Here is a 21132-nt window from a genome sequence, read left to right on the forward strand (position 1 = left end):
CCGACATGGATCGGGGAGGATATTGCGCTCATAGGCGGCCCAAACCGGGCCGCCTCCTGCGACGGCTCAGGCCGTCTGTTCCTGCGCCAGCCGCTTGAGCAACGCTTTGGCGGTGGCTTCGGATGAAGCCGGATTCTGACCGGTGATCAAATGCCCGTCCTCGACCACATAGCTGGCCCAGTCCGCGGCCTTGGAATACTCGCCGCCTTTGGCTTTGAGCATGTCCTCCACCAGAAACGGCACCACTTGCGTCAGTCCCACGGCGTCTTCCTCAGAGTTGGTGAAACCGGTGACTTTTTTGCCTTTCACCACCGGCTGGCCATCCGGGGCTTGAACGTTCTTGAACACGCCAGGGGCGTGGCAAACCGCGGCCACGGGCTTATTCGCGGCATAAAAGGCTTCGAGGAGGGTCTTCGAATCCGTGTCCTCGGCCAGGTCCCAGAGCGGCCCATGACCGCCGGGGTAGAACACGGCATCGAAGTCATAAGGGTCAATCTCGCCCAGCGGCACCGTGTTGGCCAGGGCCGCTTGGGCGATCGTATCGGTACGAAAACGGTGGGTAGCCTCAGTCTGGGCGTCCTCTTCATCACTTTTGGGGTCTAGCGGCGGCTGTCCACCCTTGGGAGAGGCAAGCGTGACTGTCGCCTTGGCGTCGACAAACACGTAATAGGGAGCGACGAACTCTTCCAGCCAAAACCCTGTTTTCTTGCCGGTATCGCCCAACTGATCGTGGGATGTAAGGACCATTAGAATGTTCATGTGAGCCTTTCCTCCTGGTGTCAACGGGCGGCGCGAGGTCGCCGCCCTGCTTTAGGTTCAGAGGCCACGCGGGCGCAGACGTTCAGTGGGCCGTCGCGATACTTTCCCGACTGGCAGGACCGGATGAATGTGCTTGGCTCAATCATCGAGCGCTACACTGTCAAATGCCCTTCCGCCTGGCATGAAGAACAATAGAAGCCTATGAACATTCTCTACGATGAGCGCGTCGATGGCGTATTACCTCGGGTCGACAAGTCCGCGCTGATTTCAGAACTGCGTGAGGCCCTGCCCGACCTGGCGCTGCTGCACAGCGCGGAGGACCTGAGGCCGTATGAGTGCGACGGGCTTTCGGCCTACCGCGTCATGCCGTTGCTGGTCGTCCTGCCCGAGCGCATCGAGCAGGTACAAGCGCTGCTGCGCATCTGCCATGCCCGTCAGGTACCGGTGGTGGCCCGGGGCGCCGGTACCGGGTTGTCGGGGGGCGCCTTGCCGCTGGAACAGGGAGTCCTGTTGGTGATGGCACGCTTCAACCGCATCCTTGAAATCAATCCCCAAGGCCGCTATGCGCGAGTCCAGCCCGGGGTGCGCAACCTGGCGATCTCCCAGGCGGCCGCGCCACATGGCTTGTACTACGCACCCGATCCGTCTTCCCAGATCGCCTGCTCCATCGGTGGCAACGTCGCGGAAAACGCCGGCGGCGTGCATTGCCTGAAGTACGGCCTGACCGTGCACAATCTGCTCAAGGTCGACATCCTCACCGTCGAGGGCGAAAGCATGACCCTGGGCAGCGACGCCCTGGACGCGCCAGGATTTGATTTACTCGCCCTGTTCACGGGCTCGGAAGGGATGCTTGGCATCATCACCGAAGTGACGGTCAAGTTGCTGCCCAAGCCCCAAGTGGCGCGCGTGCTGCTCGCCAGTTTCGATTCGGTGGAAAAGGCCGGGCGCGCCGTCGGCGACATCATTGCCGCCGGGATCATCCCCGGTGGGTTGGAGATGATGGACAATCTGTCGATTCGGGCCACTGAAGACTTTATCCACGCCGGCTACCCAGTCGATGCCGCCGCCATCCTGTTGTGCGAACTCGACGGTGTGGAGGCCGACGTGCAGGACGATTGCCAACGGGTCGAGGCGGTCTTGAAGGCTGCTGGCGCCGTGCATGTGCGGGTGGCCTGCGACGAGGCCGAACGGGCGCGTTTCTGGGCCGGGCGCAAAAATGCGTTTCCCGCCGTGGGGCGCATCTCCCCTGACTATTACTGCATGGACGGCACCATCCCACGACGCGAGTTGCCGCGGGTGCTAAAAGGCATCAGCGACCTGTCGGACGAACATGGCTTGCGCGTGGCCAACGTGTTCCATGCGGGGGACGGCAACATGCACCCGCTCATTCTGTTCGACGCCAACCAGCCCGGCGAACTGGAGCGCGCCGAGACGCTGGGGGGCAAAATCCTGGAACTGTGCGTGCAAGTCGGCGGCAGCATTACCGGGGAGCATGGCGTCGGGCGCGAGAAGATCAACCAAATGTGCGCGCAGTTCAACAGCGACGAGTTGACCGTGTTTCACGCGGTGAAAAAGGCCTTTGATCCGCAAGGCCTGCTCAACCCCGGCAAGAACATCCCGACCCTGCAGCGTTGCGCGGAGTTCGGCTCGATGCACGTGCACCTCGGCAAACTGCCGTTCCCGGAACTGGAGCGCTTTTGATGCCCTACGATCATGACGCCAGCGCCGCGCTGTTGGAACAGGTCAACCATGCCCTCAACCAACGCACGGCGCTGCGCATCCAGGGCGGCAACAGCAAAGCCATGCTGGGCCGCCCGGTCTGCGCTGAAGTACTCGATACCCGTCAGCACCGCGGCATCGTCAGCTACGACCCCACCGAGCTGGTGCTGACCGCACGCGCCGGTACTCCCCTGGTGGAGATCGAAGCGGCGCTCAACGAGGCCGGGCAATTTCTACCGTTCGAGCCCCCGCACCTGGGCCCAGGGGCTACCTTGGGCGGTATGGTCGCCACGGGCCTGTCCGGGCCACGGCGCCCCTGGGCCGGCTCGGTGCGGGATTACGTGCTGGGCACTCGGGTCATCACCGGCCAGGGCAAGTTGCTGCGTTTTGGTGGCGAAGTCATGAAGAACGTCGCCGGTTATGACCTGTCGCGCCTCATGACCGGCAGCTTCGGCTGCCTGGGGCTACTCACGGAAGTGTCCTTGAAGGTCCTGCCCAAGCCACGCCAGTGCCTGAGCGTGCGACTGGCAATGGATGTTCGCCAGGCGTTGGCTGAACTGGCCGAATGGGGCCAGCAGCCGATCCCGATCAGCGCGGACTGTCATGACGGCGAGGCACTGCACTTGCGCCTGGAAGGTGGTGAGGGCTCGGTGGCCTCGGCCATCGACCGTTTCGGTGGCGACGCCCTCGACAACAGTTATTGGGCTGACCTGCGGGAGCAGCGCCTGGGGTTCTTTGCCACACCCGAACCGCTGTGGCGGCTTTCGTTGCCGAACAACACCGGGCCTCTCGACCTGCCCGGTCGGCAACTGCTGGACTGGGGCGGCGCCCAGCGCTGGCTGAAATCCGCAGCTCTGCCGCAAATCATTCGCCATACAGCGTCCAGCGTTGGTGGTCACGCCACCCTCTATGCCGTCGACGAAGCACCTTTCCACCCGCTGGCCGAGCCGTTGTTGCGTTATCACCAGAACCTGAAGAAACAGCTCGACCCCCAGGGGATCTTCAATCCGGGCCGTATGTACGCCGACGTCTGAGGACGAGCCATGCAAACCCATCTGAGCGAACAAGCCAAAAGCCTTCCCCGTGCCGAGGAGGCCGAGCGCATCCTGCGCTCATGTGTGCATTGTGGATTCTGTACGGCCACCTGCCCCACCTACCAATTGCTGGGCGATGAGCTGGACGGCCCCCGCGGGCGCATCTACCTGATCAAGCAGGTGCTTGAAGGCCAGGCAGTCACCGCGAAGACTCAGCTACATCTGGACCGTTGCCTGACCTGCCGCAGCTGCGAGACCACCTGTCCATCCGGCGTGCAGTACCACAACCTGCTGGACATCGGCCGCGCTGTCGTTGAGCAGAAAGTGCCCCGTCCCCTCGCCCAGCGCGCGTTTCGCCAGGCCCTGCGGGCGGTACTGCCACGGCCTGCACTCTTCCAAGCGTTGATCCAGGCCGCGAAGGTTTTCCGTCCGCTGCTGCCCCACGCCCTGCAAACCAAGCTGCCGCGCCAGCACCCTCCGGCCAAGCCACGCCCGCCAGTGCGGCATCCGCGCCATGTACTGATGCTCGAAGGTTGTGTGCAACCAACCCTGGCGCCCAACACCAACGCCGCTGCTGCTCGCGTCCTGGATCGCCTGGGCATTTCGGTGGTATCGGCCCGCGAGGCCGGTTGTTGCGGGGCAATCGACTACCACCTCAATGCCCAGGAAAAAGGCCTTGAGCGGGCCAGGGGCAACATCGACGCCTGGTGGCCGGCCATCGAGACCGGGGCCGAAGCCATTGTCCAGACGGCCAGCGGTTGCGGCGCCTTCGTGCGCGAATATGGTCAGTTGCTCAAGGATGACCCGGCCTACGCGGCCAAGGCCGAACGCGTCAGCGCCTTGGCCAGCGACCTGGTGCAAGTACTAGGCGCCGAACCCTTGGAAGCCCTCGGCATGCGCGGTGATCGGCGCCTGGCCTTCCATTGCCCCTGCACCCTGCAGCATGCCCAGAAACTCGGTGGCGCCGTCGAGGGAGTGCTCGAGCGCCTGGGTTTCAGCCTCACGGCGGTGCCCGACAGTCACCTGTGTTGCGGCTCGGCAGGCACGTATTCGCTGACCCAACCCGAGCTGTCCCGGCAGTTGCGCGATAACAAACTCAATGCCTTGGAGAGCGGTAATCCGCAAGTGATCGTAACGGCCAACATCGGCTGCCAGACCCACCTCGACGGTGCCGCACGCACACCCGTGCGCCACTGGATCGAGCTTGTCGAAGAAGCCCTGCCCCAGACGTAACCCCCCGCAACGCAAAGCTGTACGCGAAAACACCGATGCCACCTGTCTTCGCGCCGGTGCTCGTAAAGTGCATGCTGAGTGATGTTGGGGGGACCGGGGTACAGCTACTCCTCGGCAGGCTTCATATGAAAAATCGTATAAGGCAGGATCAACGTATCGGCGACAATACTGAAAGGGAGGTCGATTATTGCAAGCGGTGCCAATACCCGCAGGGCTCCAGCGCTTTCCGCGGTCGTGGCCTTGATCACCTCGATATCGGTAGCAGCGCCGCAGTAGGGATGAAGGCCGCAGAGTTGTCCATTGCCAAAGGTTTCGTTGGCCGTTGCGCATCCTCCGAGCAGTGTCATTACCAAAGCCGTTACTACGATCCGCATGACGTCCCCTCCCCCCTGAAAGCGCGGGACTGTAGCATTGATGGCAAGCGGCCTACAGGGGCGAATCCTGATGTGTCACTGGACAAACTTTTTGGCGCATTTTTGGAGCGCTTCCACCACGGACGTTTGCAGGCTCAGCGCAACGCTCAACGATTCACCCATGGATAACGCAGCATGATCGACAACACACGACCGCACGCCCCGCCCATGCCTTCGCTCTCTTTCACACGGCGCAATCTACTCCAGGCCGGCATGGCTGGGATGGCCATCGGTGTGCTGTCGCCCTGGTCGGCATGGGCCGCCTCTTCAGGCGTCCTGGTTAACGATGTGACGCTACTCAACCCGATTTGGGTGAGCCGCGTGCTCGCCCCACGTACCACGAACGAAATCCGCCAGGCCCTCACTCTGTGGTCAGGCCCAATCAGTATCGGGGGCGCCCGCTATAGCATGGGCGGACAGATTGCCGCCGAAGACAGCCTGCACCTCGATATGCGTCAGTTCAATCAGGTCATTCGTTACTCACCGGAGCACAGGGTCATACGTGTGCAAACAGGGATACGCTGGCGCGACCTGCAGTCGGTGATCGATCCGCATGACCTCTCGGTAAAGATCATGCAGAGCTATGCCAACTTCACCGTTGGCGGAGCGCTGTCAGTCAATGCGCATGGGCGTTATGTCGGTGCTGGCCCGGTGAGTAACTCAGTCCGAGCCCTGCAATTGGTGCTCGCCGACGGCTCGGTAGTAGAAGCGTCCCGCACCGCCAATACCGACTTGTTCCACGCGGCCATCGGCAGCTACGGAGCGCTGGGGGTTATCACTGAGGTCGAGTTGGACCTCGCGCCAAACGTCTCGATGGAACGTCAGGTACACCGCATGCCCGTTGCCGATTACACCAGGTTTTTCAATGAACAGATCCGCGGCAACGAACAGGCTATCCTGCATAACGCCGATCTGGCGCCTCCTTACTTTGACCAAGCGACGGCCGTCACCTGGCGCACGACGGACAAAGAGCTGACAGTGGCGCAGAGGCTGGTCGCTCCGGGGCAATCCTACACATTCGATCGGACCCTCATGTGGGGTGTGACGAGGCTTCCCGGTGGTCCATTGATTCGCAAGGATGTAATCGACCCGTTGCGCTACCTCAGCCAACCGGTTGTACGGCGCAATTACGAAGCCAGCCGGGACGTTGCCTCGCTCGGGCCTCTCGCGACACAGGACAGCACCTACGCGCTGCAGGAATATTTTGTGCCGGTCGCCCAGCTCAACGGGTTTGTCGAACACATGGCGGGCATCCTGCGGACGCACAACGTGAACGCCGTGAACATCTCCATCCGGCACGCACCAGCCGCGCCTGATTCGTGCCTGTCCTGGGCCCGTGAAGAGGTGTTCTCGTTCGTACTCTATTATTGGCAACACGTCAGCGCGGCCGACCGCGAGAAAGTCGGCACGTGGACGCGCGAACTCATCGACGCCGCACTGTCGTTCGGCGGAACCTATTATCTGCCCTACCAGTTGCATGCCACCCGGGCACAATTCGCCCGCGCCTACCCCCACGCGCAACGCCTGTTCGCACTCAAGGCGCAATTCGATCCGGACAACCGGTTTCGGAACAAGCTTTGGGACAAGTATTACGGGGCTGGGCACATGGTGTAAGCGCCCAACCGGCCTCGCCATTCTGGATGGATCCCTCGATAAACCCTATGCATTAGGTGCTCTTTGCTACCCTATGGCATGATGCATCTAAGTGTTTCCCTGATATCCATCCACCTATGAGAGCCTTCTGTGTCAGTGATTCCCCTAGTGGTGTGTGACGACTCCAACATGGCCCGTAAACAGGTGTTACGCGCGCTGCCCGCGGACTGGCCGGTTTCGGTCACCGAGGCCGTCAATGGTCGCCAGGCCATGGACGCGATACGCCAGGGCCTGGGCCAAGTGGTGTTGCTCGACCTGACCATGCCGGAGATGGACGGTTACCAGGTGTTGAGCGCGTTGCGCGCCGAAGGGTTGCAGGCGCAAGTCATCGTGATCTCCGGTGACGTCCAGGAGGAAGCGGTGCGCCGCGTGCATGAGCTGGGTGCGCTGGCGTTCCTGAAAAAGCCTTTCGACGAAAATGAACTGCGCCAGACCCTGAGTCGCTTGGGACTCTTGGCGAAACCCGGCCAGGCACCGCTACAGCATCGTCCAGTATCGAACACAACCATCAGCTTCAACGATGTATTCCGCGAAACGGTCAACGTAGCCATCGGCCAGGCAGCCGCCCTGATCGCCAAGGTATTGGGCGTTTTTGTGCAGTTGCCCGTCCCCAATGTGAACATCCTCGAAGTCGGCGAGTTGCACATGGCGCTGAACGATGCCAGCAGCTCACAGCAACTCACGGCTATCTGCCAGGGCTTTATTGGCAGCGGCATCGCTGGCGAAGCCCTGCTGATGTTTCACGACTCGGAAATCAGCGACATCGCGCAATTGATGCAACGTCAGAGCAGCGACTATTCGGACCTGGAAATGTTGCTGGACCTCTCCAGCGTACTGATCGGTGCGTGCCTGACCAGCATTGCCGAACAGATCGACGTAGGATTCTCTCAAGGCCACCCACAGATCCTCGGCCAGCACGCGGCCATTGATGAGCTGATCCGGGTCAACCGCACGCGCTGGAAAAAGACCCTGGCGGTGGAAATCAGCTACAGCCTGGAAGGGCACGATATTCGTTTCGACCTATTGCTGTTGTTCACGGAAGACTCCATCGAGCGGTTGACCCACAAACTCGCCTACCTGATGAACTGAGCCATGAACGATCCTATTGATCTGAACGAATTTCACTGGTTGCTTGCCGTGGTTCAGAGCATCGATGTCGGTGTGGTGGTGCTCGACCGCGACTACCGCGTGCAGGTCTGGAACACCTTCATGGAGAACCGCTCGGGGGTGCAGCCAAAGGACGCCCACAATCAGTCCTTCTTCAGCCTGTTCCCCGAAATCGATCGCCAATGGTTCAGCCGCAAAGTGGAAAGCGTCGCCACCCTGGGCACTCCAGCGTTTACGGTCTGGGAGCAGCGGCCGTATCTGGTGCGGTTCGAGAACTATCAGCCGATCACCGGCAGCGAAGAGTTCATGTACCAGAACACTACCCTGCTGCCGCTGCGCTCCCCTGACAGCAAAATCAACCATATTTGCCTGGTGATCTATGACGTCACCGACGTCGCCACCAACCGGCATCAGCTTCAGGCCGCCAATGCGCAACTGCAACAGCTCTCCAGCACCGATCGACTGACGGGGCTGTACAACCGCGGTCATTGGGAAGAAAGCCTCAGGGCCGCCTATGCCCGACATCACCGCTATGGCAATACGTTGAGCCTGGTGATGCTCGATATCGACCACTTCAAACGAGTCAACGACGCCTATGGGCACCAGGCGGGCGACAAGGTCATCGAGCATGTCGCCAGGCTGCTGCGCGAACATGCGCGCGACTCCGATGTGGTCGGGCGGTATGGCGGTGAAGAGTTTGGTGTGGTGCTTTCGGATACCGACAGCAGCGGCGCCCAAACTTTCGCCGAACGCATGCGCCACTCCGTGGAAGCGCTGGAGGTGGTGTACAACGACCAGCACATCCGTTTCACCATCAGCCTGGGCGTGGCCGACCTGAGCCAGCCCTCGAACAGCCACGCCGATCTGATCGCCCGGGCGGACCAGGCGTTGTATACGTCGAAGAAGACCGGGCGTAACCGGGTGACGGTGCATGAGTAGATAATGCCGCAACAGCCCATGCCTGATGGGCAATGCCCGCCGTGAGAGCTTGCTCGCGATGTCGGTGGCGCATTCAGCATTCATAGGCGAACAAAGGCTGCACTTCATTCACCAATGGGAGTTGGCGAGATTGCGCCATATTTGCTCATCAGCTTGAGTGTCACCCCGTTGGTCCAGCCGAAGCCGTCCTGCAACTCATACTCGCCGCCTCCACCGCCATTTCCCTGGCCCGATAAATCGTATTTCTCTACCAGCTTGTTCTCTTTGCTGTAGAGGTTCTGAACCTGCTGCAAAAAGCGACTGCCAATCTGTTGGGCCAGTGCCCTGTGCTGGTAGCGGTCCAGCCCCTCCACTGCCACCCATTGCAACGGTGCCCAGCCATTGGGTTCATCCCACTGTTGGCCGTTACTGACCTGGGTGGTAGCAATGCCACCGGGACGCAACAAGCCTTCACGTACCGCATCGGCGGTGCGATTGGCGTGCTCGGTGGAGGCCAGGCCGGTAAACAGCGGAAAAAGCGCAGCGGCGGTGAGTGGCTGGCGTTGTTGGTTTTGCTGCCAGTCGTAGTCCACGTAGAAGCCTTTTTCAGCATCCCACAAGTGCTGCTCGATGGCCCGCTGACGCAATTCGGCGCGCTGCCCATAAGCCTGGACGCATGGCCTGTTCTGCACGGTTTCGCAGGCTTTGGCGATGGTGCGTTCCAGGTGATAGATCAGGCTGTTCAGGTCCACCGGCACAATGGATGTGGTGCGGATGGTCGCCAGGTCCTGGCCATCGCCCAACCAGCGAGAGCTGAAGTCCCAGCCGCTTTCGGCGCCAGCACGCAAGTCACGCCAGACCTCCTCCTTGGGCCTCTCCGGCGCCTGCTCGGCAGTCTTGACGTCTTGCAACCAGGATTCCTGGCGAGGCGTCGGGCTGGCATCCCAATAGCGATTGAGCACACTGCCATCGGCCAGTTTGACCACGTGCTTGGCGGCCGTCCCAGACTTGAGCGTCTGGGCTCCGTCCATCCAATAGGCATATTCCTTCTGCAATTGTGGCAGGTAGCGCCCATAGGCCTGGTCACCTTCGATGTGCGCCTGCAACTCCACCATGTAGGCAAAGAACGGCGGCTGCGACCGGCTCAGGTAGTAGGTGCGATTGCCGTTGGGGATGTGGCCGTAGGTGTCAATCATGTAGGCGAAATTGTCGGTCATCTGGCGAACCCGGGCCTTCTCACCGCTTTGCTCAAGCCCCAGCATGGTGAAATAGGAATCCCAGTAATACATCTCGCGAAAGCGCCCGCCCGGCACCACATAGGGCTGCGGCAAGGGCAGCAAGCTGCTGAATTGCGGCACCTGGCTATAGCTGCGGCTCAACACCGGCCAAAGGCTGTCGATGTGTTCTTCGATCGAAGCGCCAGGTTTCGACGCCGGGCTTTGCGCCTCGCCGGATTCGATGAAATTGTCGTGCACGAAAGCTTTGAGATCGAAGCCATCACTGTCCCGACGGGCCAGGTAATCGGCGCGGATTTTCGCCGGGTCACGCTTGGGCAGCGCGTCCACGAAGTGTTTCTGGTCAGTGAAAAGCTGCCCGCGCTGAACCGCTTCAAACAGTTCGGGGTAGGCCTGGTCGGGCGGCAGATTGGCTCGCCCCTGGGCATCTTCGTAGCTCCATGTCGCGGGCGGTTGGCTTGAGCAAGCCGCGCAGAGCAGCGCGGCGAGGGATAGGCTGGTGAAATCCATTGGTCGCATAGGCAACTCCATCATGTTGTCGTTCCTGACAGATGAATGACATGAGGGAATCGCCTGGGTTCATTAAAAGCCCTCCGACTTGAAGACCTCGGGATACAACTCCCGCGCCTGCTGCTCACCAATGACATCGGCATAACGCTCAAGCTGCTCCCAGAACGCGCCGCAGGATGAACATCGATGCAAGCGGGAATGGAGAACGACGCTCACCGCAAGCTCTGGAGGACGCTGGCCGGACTCCCATAGCGCCCGGCAAACATCGCAGCCTTTTTTGGTCCATTCAGTGTTCATTGAAACGTCCCCACAGGATTCCACCCGCCGTTTGGTCCGACATCAACCCCATTTTGCCTTTTACCCCTGGGCCTGGCGATGCCCGTAGAGAGGCCTCAAAACTGGTCTGTCCAATTTTGTTTTTTATTAATTGGTCTTGCCAATATTTTTTTTGGCGTGTAGTTTCGACCCAAGATCACCCCAGCGGACGCCCGTCCGCCTACAACAAAAAAAGAGATCCTCGGAATGTGCAGATCCCTCGCCAACCGGGCGCTCAACGCCCTCCCCTCGTTAGCTGGCATTCGTCGCCTGTGTGCCCGCCAAGGAGCATCATCATGCTGACTGTCATCTGTAACGAACCCGGCTCGTTAACCGCCATCGAGCGCGAAAAACCCCTCAGGAAACCGGGCGAGGTCCTCATCCAGGTCCGACGGGTCGGGGTCTGCGGCACCGACCTGCATATCTTCACCGGCAATCAGCCCTACCTCGAATACCCGCGCGTCATGGGCCATGAGTTTTCCGGGGTTGTAGACGAGACGGACGGCGCCAGCGACCTCGCCATCGGCGATGTGGTCTATGTGATGCCCTACCTTTCCTGCGGCGCATGTATCGCCTGCCGCCAGGGCAAGACCAACTGCTGCACCCGCATTCAAGTGCTGGGGGTTCATTGCGATGGGGCGTTCACGGAGTACCTGAGCGTTCCCCACCAATTCGTACACAAAGCCGTGGGGGTTTCCCTTGATCAGGCGGCGATGATCGAGTTCCTGTCCATCGGCGCTCACGCCGTGCGGCGTTCAAATGTCCAGGAGGATAAACGCGCGCTGGTGGTCGGCACCGGACCGATCGGCATGGCGGCGGCGATCTTCGCCAGCCTGCGTGGGGCGCAAGTCACCGTCCTGGATACCCGTGAGGATCGTCTTGCGTTCTGTAAGCAACACTTGGATATCCACGCCGCCGTGCAAATCGGCCAAGGCGACAAGCAGACCCTGGCTGAACTGACAGAGGGTGATTTTTTCGACGTGGTGTTCGATGCCACCGGCAACGCACGGGCCATGGAGCGCGGGTTCGAGTTCATCGCCCACGGCGGCACCTATGTGATGATTTCAGTGGTGCGGGACTCCATCACCTTCTCCGACCCGGAGTTTCACAAGCGTGAAGCCACGCTGATGGGCAGCCGCAACGCCACCCAGGAAGACTTCCGTCATGTGGAGGAATGCCTGCGCAACGGATTGATTCCGGACGCGGCCCTGAATACCCATCGTCTGACGCTCAGCGATGTTGCCCATTCGTTCAGCACCTTGCTCGACCCCAAGCAAGGTGTCGTCAAGGCAATCATCGAGTGCTAGGAGGAAGACGCACCATGAACCCGCCGTCTTCTTTGCTTGTTTTAACCCCCGGTGATGATGTTGCCGTGGCCCGAGGCGATATTGCCCAAGGGCAACAGCTGAGCGCCGACGGCATCGTGCTGGTCGCCCGGCAACCCATCCCGTCCGGCCACAAGATCGCCCTGCGCAGGGTGCTGGCCGGCCAACGGGTGCTCAAGTATGGCCAGACCATCGGCCAGGCGACCCGGGACATCGAGCCCGGCGATTACGTCCATGTGCACAACCTGGACATGCCCACGACCAATGCCGAACACAGCGTGCGCAACATTTATGCCCCCACGGTGCCCAGCACTACTGCGGCGACGTTCGAGGGTTTCGTCCGCGATGATGGCCGCGTCGGCACCCGCAACTACATCGGCGTTATTTCCAGCGTCAATTGCTCGGCAACCGTGTGCAAACACATCGCCAACGCCTTTTCTTCGGGGCGCCTGAAAGACTTCCCCAACGTCGATGGCGTCGTGGCGATTACTCATGGCAGTGGCTGCGGCATGGGGGCCAAAGGCGAAGGCATCGATATTCTCAAACGCACCTTACGCGGGTATGCCGATCATCCCAATTTCGCCGGAATCGTGTTGATCGGCCTGGGTTGCGAAGTCAACCAGCTCGTCCCGCTGATGGAAGAGCTCGGCGATCGCCCAGCGCCGCTCAAGGCCAGCCTGATCATCCAGGACGCCGGCGGTACTCGTGAAACCGTGCAACGGGGCATCGCCCATATCGAACAGATGCTGCCAATCATCAACGACCTCCAGCGTACCGTCGTTGCGGCCAGCCACCTGAGTGTCGGCTTGCAATGTGGCGGTTCGGATGGTTATTCAGGCATCAGCGCCAATCCAGCACTCGGCGCCGCTGTAGACCTGCTGGTGCGAAATGGCGGCACCGCCATTCTGTCGGAAACACCGGAAATTTATGGCGCCGAACACCTGCTGACGGCCCGCGCGGCATCCGCTGACATCTCGGCAAAATTGATGCAGCGGATCCGTTGGTGGGAAGCCTACGTGCACCACAACGATGGGGACATGAACAACAATCCCTCGCCTGGCAACAAGGCCGGGGGCATCACCACCATTCTGGAGAAATCCCTCGGCGCCGTGGCGAAGGCAGGCGCCAGCGGGTTAATGGGCGTTTACCAATACGCTGAAACGGTCGATGCCAAGGGACTGGTGTTCATGGACACCCCCGGCTACGACCCGGTGTCCGCGACCGGTCAGGTCGCGGGAGGCGCAAACCTCATCTGCTTCACCACGGGTCGCGGTTCGACCTATGGTTGCAAACCCACGCCATCCTTGAAGATCGCCACCAACACCCGCCTGTTCCAACGCATGGAGCTGGACATGGACTTCAACGCCGGGGGTATTGTCGATGGCCTGGAGTCGGTGGCCGAGGCCGGTGAGCGGTTGTTCCGATTGATGCTCGATACCGCTTCCGGGCGTCGCACCTGCAGTGAAGAAAACGGTTTGGGTGATAACGAGTTTGTGCCTTGGCAGATTGGCGCGGTGATGTGATTGCCGCACCACCGCTCCCACATAAATGAACAGCACCAAGCGCCTATGGTAGCCTTCGCAGACTATCTGATGGACACCGTTGCCATGGTCTCACCGATCAACGCCGCCGAGCGAAAGCCGTACCAGAAAATCGCTGACCAACTGCGAAACTACATCGTCCAGGGGGATTTCAAGGCAGGCTCCAGGCTTCCTCCCGAGCGTGATTTGACCCAACTGCTGGGGGTTTCCCGGCCTTCGCTGCGCGAGGCGCTCATCGCCCTGGAAATCGAGGGCGAAATTGAAATCAAGATGGGCTCGGGCGTGTATGTCCGCGCCAGGCCCACAGATGGAAAAAATCCTGCCGGCACCTTGGGCGAAAGCCCCTCGGAACTGATGCAGGCGCGCGCCTTGATCGAAGGTGAGTCAGTGGTCCTGGCCTGTTTGCATGGCAAAAAAAGCGACTACCGCTATCTGCAGGAATGCATCGACGCCATGCGCGCCAGCATTGCCAACGGCCTGCCCCCGCTGGAAGACGACCGTAGATTTCATCAGCGTCTGGCCAAAATGAGTGGCAACTCTGCCTTGGTCCGGATCATCACTGCGCTGTTTGATGAACGACACAACCCGATTTCGGCGCACTTGAGCAAGCATTCAGAAAATGCTCTGACATGGGAAGCCGCGGTGGCCGAGCATGAAGCGATCCTGCATGCCGTCGCCAACAAAGATGTGCTCGGCGCACAAACCTGCATGCGCCAGCACTTGAGCCGTTCGGAGAACCGTTGGCTGCAAGCGCTGGAACCAGAAGACATGAGTGGCTAGACCTGCGGTGGATGGGCGCTTGTGTGGATCACTCAAACTCAATCAACTGCACACCGAACCTGTGGCGAGGGAGCTTGCTCCCGCTGGGGTGCGCAGCGCCCCCAGGCAGGTTGTATGTAGTCTGCCTGATACACCGAGGTGTCCGGTTTGGGGGCTGCTGCGCAGCCCAACGGGGATAAATCCCCTCGCCACAAATGCCCTCGGCAACTGATACATCGCCACAGGTTTTTTGGCCTGACGGATTTCCCCTGTTTATCTTCAAGCCTCAGCCCAACTGTTGCCGCACGGCCAGTTCCACACCGCGGATTTCGGCGAGGCCCTTGAGGCGGCCGATCAGCGAGTAGCCGGGATTGCTTTTGCGGTGTTGATCATCGAGCAGTTGATGCCCATGGTCCGGCCGTAGCGGCAAGCGCGGGCCGCCTTCGCGTTCACGCCTGCGCTCCTCGGCCACCAAGGCACTGATAACCCCGACCATGTCAACGTCGCCATCCAGGTGATGGGCCTCGTGGAAGCTGCGCGGATCCGCTTCCCTGCGGGTTGAACGCAGGTGGGTGAAGTAGATGAACGGCGCAAACTGCTTGGCCATCGCCACCAGGTCGTTGTCTTCGCGCACGCCATAGGAACCGGTGCAGAACGTCAGGCCATTGGCCGGGCTCGGAGCGGCGTCCAGCAACCATTGGGCGTCTTCGGCGGTGGACAGAATGCGTGGCAGGCCGAGCAGCGCCCGGGGTGGATCGTCCGGGTGGATCGCCATGCGCACTCCCACTTCCTCTGCTACCGGGATCACCGCGCGCAAGAAATACCCCAGGTGTTCACGCAATTTCACCTCGTCGATGTCGGCGTAGGTGCGCAGCAAGGCCCGGAAGTTCTCCAGGCTGTAGTGTTCCTCGGCGCCGGGCAGGCCGGCGATCAAAGTATTGACCAAGGTCTCGCTCTGGGCTGGCGTCAGTTGCTCGAAGTAGGCCTTGGCCTGTTGGATATCCTCGGCACGGTATTCGGCCTGCGCACCCGGACGCTGGAGGATGAACAGGTCGAAGGCGGCAAACGCGGTTTGATCGAAACGCAGCGCCCAGCCGCCATCCGCCAGCTCAAAGGTCAGGTCGGTGCGGGTCCAGTCCAATACCGGCATGAAGTTGTAGCACACGATATCGATGCCGCAGCTCGCCAGGTTGCGTACGCTTTGCTGGTAGTTGGCGATGTACTCGTCACGCCGCCCGCAGCCGCGCTTGATGTCCTCGTGCACCGGAATGCTTTCCACCACTGACCAGCTCAAGCCAGCGGCTTCGATCATCGCTTTACGCGCCGCGATGGCGTCCACCGGCCACACTTGGCCATTGGGGATTTCGTGCAACGCGGTGACGATGCCGGTCGCACCGGTTTGGCGAACGTCCGCCAGGGAGATCGGGTCTTTGGGGCCAAACCAACGCCATGTCGGTTCCATGTTGTTCTCCTTTTTGTTAGTTGGGTGCGGCAAAGGTCTGCAAAAGGCTGCCGATGCCGTCGCGGGTCAGCGCGGTATAAGCATGTTGCACGGCCTCGCGAAGCGCCGGGCGCTCCGACAACGCGGCCGGGAAGACTTCGCCCAATTCGAGAAAGGCCTCCACCAACGATACGCCGTCGAAGCGCCCCGCCAGATCGGCAAACGTTGCACTCAAAGGGTCGTCAACCACGTGCATCGGATGACCAGGCAACGGTTGCGTGCAGTAGTGAATCCATGCCGCAATGCCCAGCGCGGTACAGCCGATGCCTCGCCCTTGATCGAGCAAGTGCCGGGCGCCGAGCAACCAGCGTTGCGGCAGTTTCTGCGAACCGTCCATGGCGATCTGGCGCAGGCGATGTTGCAGGCTGTCATTGGCAAAGCGCGCCTTCAGATCGCGGGCATACAGCGAAAGATCGATGCCCGCCGGCATGTCCAGGGTGGGCGCCGCTTCCTCGGCCATGTAGCGCTCGAAGAGCCGTGCCAGATTCGCGTCACTGACGGCGTCGAACACCGACTCATGGCCCGCCAGCAACCCCACATAGGCCAGCAACGAATGGCTGCCATTGAGCATGCGCAGTTTCATCGTCTCGAACGGGCGCACGTCCTCCACCATTTGCACACCCTCCACTTCCCAATCCGGGCGTCCGAGGGGAAAGTGATCCTCGATCACCCACTGGCTGAAGCTTTCACAGACCACTGCCGCCGGGTCGTGACAGTCCAATTGTTCCAGCCGTCGAAAGGACTCGCCGTCCATCGCGGGCACAATGCGATCGACCATGCAGCTGGGAAACGCCACCTGTTGGTCGATCCACTGCGCCAGCGCCTCATCCTGCCTCGCCGCCAACGTGCTGACCGCCTGGCGGGTGCGTTGACCGTTGTCGGGCATGTTGTCACAGCACAACACGGTGAAGGCCGGGATGCCGGCGGCGCGGCGACGGCGCAGGGCCTCAAGGACAATACCGGGGGCCGAGCGCGGCGTTTGTGGATGAGCGATGTCATGGGCAATCAGCGGATCTTCGCTGCGCAGTTGCCCGGAGGATGGGCTCAGGCAATAGCCTTTTTCGGTGACGGTGAGGGTGACGATCTTCGTCTGCGGCGCAGCCATGCGCTGCAACAGCAGTTCCAGGTCGTGGCCGCCCTCGCCCACATACAAGGCCTGACGCAAGACCGCGATCTCGCGCAGCGTCACCTGCTCGCGGTCGCGGTACTCGGCCACATGGTAGCGACCATCCTGCTCGCGCAATTGATCGACCAAGGTGCGATTGGAGCGCAGGTTGGCGCTGCACAGCCCCCAGTCACTTTCACCATGACGATTGAGATGGCGCTGCAGGTAGACCGCCTGGTGGGCGCGATGAAACGCGCCCAAACCCAGATGGACGATACCGATCTGCGCTGCAGCCCCGGTGGAGGGCACTCGTTTCACAACAGGCATCAATACACTCCTTCTGTTCAGGGATGGCTCAGGGCCGAAGCCGGTTGCGAGCCTTGTGCCGCCGAGTCACCGGTATTGACCACCACCAGGGGTTTTACATAGCGCGCCACACACACCGCACCGATCACGGTCAACAGCCCTGCCAGCAGGAACGCACTGGTGAACGAACCGGTGAACTGCACCAGGAAACCGGTCAAGGTCGGGCCAACAATGCCCGAGGTGTTCGCCAGAAAGTGCATGAAGCCACTGACCCCACCCACCCGCGCCGCCGGGACGGTGTCCTGGATGATCGCCCAGTAAATAGCGCCGGTGAGGTAAAGGAAGAACACCGCCAAGGCCACAAGGGCGACCGCCGGATACAAGGTCTTGACCATCCCGGCACAAGCGATACAGACAGCGCAGGCCAACAGGCACGTCACCAGCACCACTTTGCGCGAGAACATCATCCGCCCGGTTTTCTTGAACACGAAGTCGGAAATGAAACCGCCCAAGGCCAGGCCGAGGAAACCCAGGACCCAGGGAATGACCGTGGCAATGCTCATGTCCTTGACGTTCAGGCCGTGGGCCATGGTCAGGTAGCTGGGGAACCAGGTCAGGAAGAAGAACAACGTGTAGTTATAGGAAAAGAACGCCAGGGAGGTGAACAGCACCGTCGGTTGCTTGAGGTAATAGCGCAGCGGGAACACCGGTTGTGCCGCCAGCTCGCTTTGCCCCTCGGCCCGAAGAATCTCCTCGGCGCCCTCACCTTCTGGCCTTTCCTTGACGAACTTGAACCACACCGCCGCCCAGACCAGGCCAATCAGCATGATGATAATGAACGACATTTTCCAGCCGTAGGTGACGGCGATAAAGCCCACCACGGGGCCGGAAATCGCCCCGCCCAGCGGCGTGCCGGACATCGACGTGCCAATCGCCCGCGCCCTGCGCTTGGGGGTGTACCAGTTGTTCACCATCTTGCTGGTGGTGACACTCAGCGGTCCTTCACCCATGCCGAACAGAATCCGGATGAGCACCAGCGAAGCGAAGCCCACTGTTAGCACGGTCAGGCCGCTGAACAACGACCACAACACCATGGCCAGCAGCAACGTGGTCTTGGCGCCGTAACGGTCGGCAGCCCAGCCCCCGATGAAGTTGAAGGCGGCATAGCCGACGAAAAAACTACTGAAAATCATGCCCATCTCACCCGTACTCAAACCGTAGTCCTTCTGGATGAAAGGGGCTGCCACAGACAATGCCGACCGGTCGAGGTAATTGATGACCCCTGCCAGGAACAGCATGATGATGATTAAGCTACGTCCTTGACCAAACATGGTGGAGCCTCCCGCTTGTTGTGTTTATTCGGTGAGGGTGCCCGCACTCGGGCACGATAAGGTCGGAAGATCAGTGGTGGGCGTTCGTCAGTTCCACCAGTACCTTTCGGGTTTGCTCGGGGTGTTTTTCGATCAGGTCGATGGCGCCAGGCATCTCGTCGAACGTGACGCGATGGCTGATCAGGTCCTGGACCTGCAACTGGCCGCTGGCGATCAGTTCAATCACCCTGGGGAACTTGCGGTTGTTGAGCCGCGAGCCCACCAGGGTCAACTCCTTCTTGATCATTTCCAACTGCACCAGATCACTGGGCGTGGCATTGAAACCCAGCAGGCCGATGCGTCCGGCTGGCGAAGCGAGGCGCACCATCTGTGGCATCAGTGCCGGGATGCAGGCGGCGTCGACAATCAACGGCACGCCTTCACCCTGGGTGAGTTCACGCATTGTGCTTTCGACATCGACTTGCTGGCCGTTGAGAGTCCGGCTCGCACCCAGTGCCCGCGCCGTCTCCAGGCGACTGTCGATGACATCGGTCACGGTGATGTCGGTCAGCCCCAGCGCCCGGGCCATCTGCACCAGGGTCAGGCCAATGACACCGGCGCCATAGATCAGCACGCTGTCGCCCGGATGGGGCTGCATGCGATCGAGCACATTCAGGGCAATGGAATAAGGCTCTACCAGGGCCCCGTGGCTGAGGGACATCGAGTCGGGCAAGCGATGGGCATTCTCGGCCGGTACGCAGACCTGTTCACTGAAGCCACCGTCGCGATGCACGCCGATCACTTGCAGCCGTGTGCAGACATTCGGTCGGCCGATGCGGCAGGGATAACAGGTGCCGCAACTGATCACCGGATCGACGCACACCCGGTCGCCCACCTGCAGGTGTTCGACGCCTTCGCCGACTTGCCGGATCACCCCGGAGAATTCATGGCCGGTGACACGAGGGAAACGCACGAATGCGTTCTGCCCGTGAATGATGTGCATGTCCGAGCCGCAGATGCCGGCGTAAGCCACATCGACCTGGACTTCACCACGAGCCACCTGCGGTCCGTCGACCTCGGCCAGCCCGAACTCAAAAGGTGCTCTTACCTGGAACGCTTTCATCGGGTCACTCCTGGCGGGGACATCCGCCCCGCCGCTTGATGGGTTGGAAACGCTTCACCAATGCCAGAGCGTGCCGTCTTCAAGACGGTTGACCGGCAGACTGGCACGCTTGTAGGGGTACTGACGGGCGAGGTCTTCATCAATGTCGACGCCATGCCCCGGCGCATCGCCGGGCGTGAAATGACCGTCCTCGAAGCGATAGGCATGGGGGAAGACTTCTTCGATACGGTCTTCATGAGGCATGTGTTCCTGGATGCCGAAATTGGGCACCCACGTATCGAAATGCAGGGCCGCGCCCATGCACACCGGTGACAGGTCGGTGGCGCCATGGAAACCAGTACGCACTTGGAACAGCGCGGCGAAATCGGCAATGCGCCGCACATGGGTGATGCCGCCGGCATGCACCAGCGTCGTGCGGATGTAGTCGATCAACTGTTCCTGGATCAACTCGCGACAGTCATGGATGGAGTTGAACACCTCGCCAACGGCCAGGGGCGTGGTGGTGTGCTGGCGAATCAGGCGAAAGCTCTGCTGGTTTTCGGCCGGCGTACAGTCTTCGAGCCAGAACAGGTTGTACGGCTCCACGGCCTTGCCCAGGCGCCCCGCTTCGATGGGGGTCAGGCGATGGTGAACGTCATGGAGGATATGCAGGTCATCGCCAAAGCGCTCGCGCACGGCGGCAAACAGCTTGGGCACATAGTTGAGGTATTTGGCGGTGTCCCAGACGTGCTCGGCGGGCAGGTCGCTGTCGGCCGGCTCATAACGTTCGCCGCTGCGCTTGGCAACACCGTAGGTGGTGGCAATACCTGGTACACCACATTGCACGCGCACGGCTTTGTAGCCCAACTCGACGTGGCGAGCGACTTCGTCCAGGCAGCCTTCGATGTCCTTGCCGGTGGCATGCCCGTAGACCATCACCCGCTCACGGCTCTTGCCGCCCAGCAACTGATACAGCGGCATGTTCGCCGCCTTGGCCTTGATGTCCCAGAGTGCGACGTCAACGGCGGCGATGGCGGTCATGGTCACCGGGCCACGGCGCCAATACGCACCGCGATACAGGTACTGCCAGATGTCCTCGATGCGGTGGGCATCGCGGCCGATCAGCGCGGGAAGGACGTGCTCTTCCAGATATGCGACCACCGCCAGTTCGCGGCCATTGAGCGTCGCATCGCCAATGCCATAAATGCCCTCATCGGTGACAATCTTCAGGGTGACCAGGTTGCGACCCGGGCAGGTAACAATGACGCGCGCTTCAAGAATTTTCAT

Annotated in this window: 18 protein-coding genes; 9 read left to right on the forward strand and 9 right to left on the reverse strand. The window is 61.0% G+C overall.

Going from position 1 to position 21132, the window contains the following annotated elements:
• Window positions 1-66: 66 nt before the first annotated feature.
• Window positions 67-759 carry a type 1 glutamine amidotransferase domain-containing protein gene (locus ACWNZ1_RS13550; protein ID WP_256453302.1) on the reverse strand — a complete coding sequence of 231 codons (693 nt, stop codon included), beginning with the start codon at window positions 757-759 and terminating at the stop codon, window positions 67-69.
• Window positions 760-960: 201 nt separating this feature from the next.
• On the opposite strand from ACWNZ1_RS13550, the gene glcD reads away from it, so the two are divergent.
• From glcD to glcF, 3 genes are read left to right on the forward strand one after another with little or no spacing between them, the layout of a single operon-like run.
• A complete protein-coding gene (gene glcD / locus ACWNZ1_RS13555; RefSeq protein WP_135845893.1) occupies window positions 961-2460 on the forward strand; it encodes a glycolate oxidase subunit GlcD in 1500 nt (499 codons plus the stop codon).
• Window positions 2460-3512 carry a glycolate oxidase subunit GlcE gene (gene glcE / locus ACWNZ1_RS13560; protein ID WP_456027694.1) on the forward strand — a complete coding sequence of 351 codons (1053 nt, stop codon included), beginning with the start codon at window positions 2460-2462 and terminating at the stop codon, window positions 3510-3512. The genes glcD and glcE overlap by 1 nt, the downstream gene beginning before the upstream one ends.
• Window positions 3513-3521: 9 nt before the next feature.
• Window positions 3522-4745 (forward strand): glycolate oxidase subunit GlcF, encoded by a 1224-nt coding sequence (gene glcF / locus ACWNZ1_RS13565; protein WP_280944091.1) that lies wholly within the window; start codon window positions 3522-3524, stop codon window positions 4743-4745.
• 104 nt (window positions 4746-4849) lie between these two features.
• Here the strand turns inward: glcF and ACWNZ1_RS13570 are convergent, their stop codons facing one another.
• Window positions 4850-5119: a YceK/YidQ family lipoprotein gene (locus tag ACWNZ1_RS13570; protein ID WP_256453305.1), complete on the reverse strand. Its 270-nt coding sequence runs from the start codon at window positions 5117-5119 to the stop codon at window positions 4850-4852.
• 174 nt (window positions 5120-5293) lie between these two features.
• On the opposite strand from ACWNZ1_RS13570, the gene ACWNZ1_RS13575 reads away from it, so the two are divergent.
• The 3 genes from ACWNZ1_RS13575 (at window position 5294) to ACWNZ1_RS13585 (ending at window position 8857) form a co-directional block, all read left to right on the forward strand.
• Window positions 5294-6772 (forward strand): FAD-binding oxidoreductase, encoded by a 1479-nt coding sequence (locus tag ACWNZ1_RS13575; RefSeq protein WP_265072146.1) that lies wholly within the window; start codon window positions 5294-5296, stop codon window positions 6770-6772.
• A gap of 129 nt (window positions 6773-6901) precedes the next feature.
• Complete coding sequence (locus ACWNZ1_RS13580) at window positions 6902-7900, forward strand: response regulator (RefSeq protein ID WP_135845897.1); 999 nt, start codon at window positions 6902-6904, stop codon at window positions 7898-7900.
• A gap of 3 nt (window positions 7901-7903) precedes the next feature.
• Window positions 7904-8857 carry a sensor domain-containing diguanylate cyclase gene (locus ACWNZ1_RS13585; protein ID WP_265072147.1) on the forward strand — a complete coding sequence of 318 codons (954 nt, stop codon included), beginning with the start codon at window positions 7904-7906 and terminating at the stop codon, window positions 8855-8857.
• Between the two features lie 104 nt (window positions 8858-8961).
• Here ACWNZ1_RS13585 and treA read toward each other — a convergent pair whose 3' ends face one another.
• Window positions 8962-10590, reverse strand: coding sequence for an alpha,alpha-trehalase TreA (gene treA, locus ACWNZ1_RS13590; RefSeq protein ID WP_456027695.1), 1629 nt, complete (start codon window positions 10588-10590; stop codon window positions 8962-8964).
• Window positions 10591-10653: 63 nt separating this feature from the next.
• Window positions 10654-10878, reverse strand: a complete 225-nt coding sequence (locus tag ACWNZ1_RS13595) for a hypothetical protein (RefSeq protein ID WP_135845900.1) — start codon at window positions 10876-10878, stop codon at window positions 10654-10656.
• 314 nt (window positions 10879-11192) lie between these two features.
• On the opposite strand from ACWNZ1_RS13595, the gene ACWNZ1_RS13600 reads away from it, so the two are divergent.
• The 3 genes from ACWNZ1_RS13600 (at window position 11193) to ACWNZ1_RS13610 (ending at window position 14542) form a co-directional block, all read left to right on the forward strand.
• Entirely contained in the window at window positions 11193-12203 is a 1011-nt protein-coding gene (locus ACWNZ1_RS13600; RefSeq protein WP_256453310.1) for a zinc-binding alcohol dehydrogenase family protein, read from the forward strand.
• 14 nt (window positions 12204-12217) lie between these two features.
• A complete protein-coding gene (locus ACWNZ1_RS13605) occupies window positions 12218-13744 on the forward strand; it encodes a UxaA family hydrolase (RefSeq protein ID WP_135845902.1) in 1527 nt (508 codons plus the stop codon).
• An 84-nt stretch (window positions 13745-13828) separates the two neighbouring features.
• Window positions 13829-14542 carry a FadR/GntR family transcriptional regulator gene (locus ACWNZ1_RS13610; RefSeq protein WP_135848023.1) on the forward strand — a complete coding sequence of 238 codons (714 nt, stop codon included), beginning with the start codon at window positions 13829-13831 and terminating at the stop codon, window positions 14540-14542.
• 265 nt (window positions 14543-14807) lie between these two features.
• Here ACWNZ1_RS13610 and uxuA read toward each other — a convergent pair whose 3' ends face one another.
• From uxuA to manD, 5 genes are all read right to left on the reverse strand, one after another.
• Window positions 14808-15983: a mannonate dehydratase gene (gene uxuA, locus ACWNZ1_RS13615; RefSeq protein WP_456027696.1), complete on the reverse strand. Its 1176-nt coding sequence runs from the start codon at window positions 15981-15983 to the stop codon at window positions 14808-14810.
• A 16-nt stretch (window positions 15984-15999) separates the two neighbouring features.
• Complete coding sequence (locus ACWNZ1_RS13620; protein ID WP_256453312.1) at window positions 16000-17454, reverse strand: mannitol dehydrogenase family protein; 1455 nt, start codon at window positions 17452-17454, stop codon at window positions 16000-16002.
• A 17-nt stretch (window positions 17455-17471) separates the two neighbouring features.
• Window positions 17472-18764, reverse strand: coding sequence for an MFS transporter (locus ACWNZ1_RS13625; protein WP_135845905.1), 1293 nt, complete (start codon window positions 18762-18764; stop codon window positions 17472-17474).
• Between the two features lie 70 nt (window positions 18765-18834).
• On the reverse strand, window positions 18835-19866 hold the full coding sequence (locus ACWNZ1_RS13630) for a Zn-dependent oxidoreductase (RefSeq protein ID WP_135845906.1): 1032 nt from the start codon (window positions 19864-19866) through the stop codon (window positions 18835-18837).
• 54 nt (window positions 19867-19920) lie between these two features.
• Complete coding sequence (gene manD, locus ACWNZ1_RS13635) at window positions 19921-21132, reverse strand: D-mannonate dehydratase ManD (RefSeq protein WP_135845907.1); 1212 nt, start codon at window positions 21130-21132, stop codon at window positions 19921-19923.

The organism is Pseudomonas sp. CFBP 5748, from assembly GCF_053850495.1.

Bases quoted from the DNA above. Each gene is read 5' to 3' on its own strand.
- ACWNZ1_RS13550 (WP_256453302.1), bottom strand. From the start codon at position 759: ATGAACATTCTAATGGTCCTTACATCCCACGATCAGTTGGGCGATACC.
- glcD (WP_135845893.1), top strand. From the start codon at position 961: ATGAACATTCTCTACGATGAGCGCGTCGATGGCGTATTACCTCGGGTC.
- glcE (WP_456027694.1), top strand. From the start codon at position 2,460: ATGCCCTACGATCATGACGCCAGCGCCGCGCTGTTGGAACAGGTCAAC.
- glcF (WP_280944091.1), top strand. From the start codon at position 3,522: ATGCAAACCCATCTGAGCGAACAAGCCAAAAGCCTTCCCCGTGCCGAG.
- ACWNZ1_RS13570 (WP_256453305.1), bottom strand. From the start codon at position 5,119: ATGCGGATCGTAGTAACGGCTTTGGTAATGACACTGCTCGGAGGATGC.
- ACWNZ1_RS13575 (WP_265072146.1), top strand. From the start codon at position 5,294: ATGATCGACAACACACGACCGCACGCCCCGCCCATGCCTTCGCTCTCT.
- ACWNZ1_RS13585 (WP_265072147.1), top strand. From the start codon at position 7,904: ATGAACGATCCTATTGATCTGAACGAATTTCACTGGTTGCTTGCCGTG.
- treA (WP_456027695.1), bottom strand. From the start codon at position 10,590: ATGCGACCAATGGATTTCACCAGCCTATCCCTCGCCGCGCTGCTCTGC.
- ACWNZ1_RS13595 (WP_135845900.1), bottom strand. From the start codon at position 10,878: ATGAACACTGAATGGACCAAAAAAGGCTGCGATGTTTGCCGGGCGCTA.
- ACWNZ1_RS13600 (WP_256453310.1), top strand. From the start codon at position 11,193: ATGCTGACTGTCATCTGTAACGAACCCGGCTCGTTAACCGCCATCGAG.
- ACWNZ1_RS13605 (WP_135845902.1), top strand. From the start codon at position 12,218: ATGAACCCGCCGTCTTCTTTGCTTGTTTTAACCCCCGGTGATGATGTT.
- ACWNZ1_RS13610 (WP_135848023.1), top strand. From the start codon at position 13,829: ATGGTCTCACCGATCAACGCCGCCGAGCGAAAGCCGTACCAGAAAATC.
- uxuA (WP_456027696.1), bottom strand. From the start codon at position 15,983: ATGGAACCGACATGGCGTTGGTTTGGCCCCAAAGACCCGATCTCCCTG.
- ACWNZ1_RS13620 (WP_256453312.1), bottom strand. From the start codon at position 17,454: ATGCCTGTTGTGAAACGAGTGCCCTCCACCGGGGCTGCAGCGCAGATC.
- ACWNZ1_RS13625 (WP_135845905.1), bottom strand. From the start codon at position 18,764: ATGTTTGGTCAAGGACGTAGCTTAATCATCATCATGCTGTTCCTGGCA.
- ACWNZ1_RS13630 (WP_135845906.1), bottom strand. From the start codon at position 19,866: ATGAAAGCGTTCCAGGTAAGAGCACCTTTTGAGTTCGGGCTGGCCGAG.
- manD (WP_135845907.1), bottom strand. From the start codon at position 21,132: ATGAAAATTCTTGAAGCGCGCGTCATTGTTACCTGCCCGGGTCGCAAC.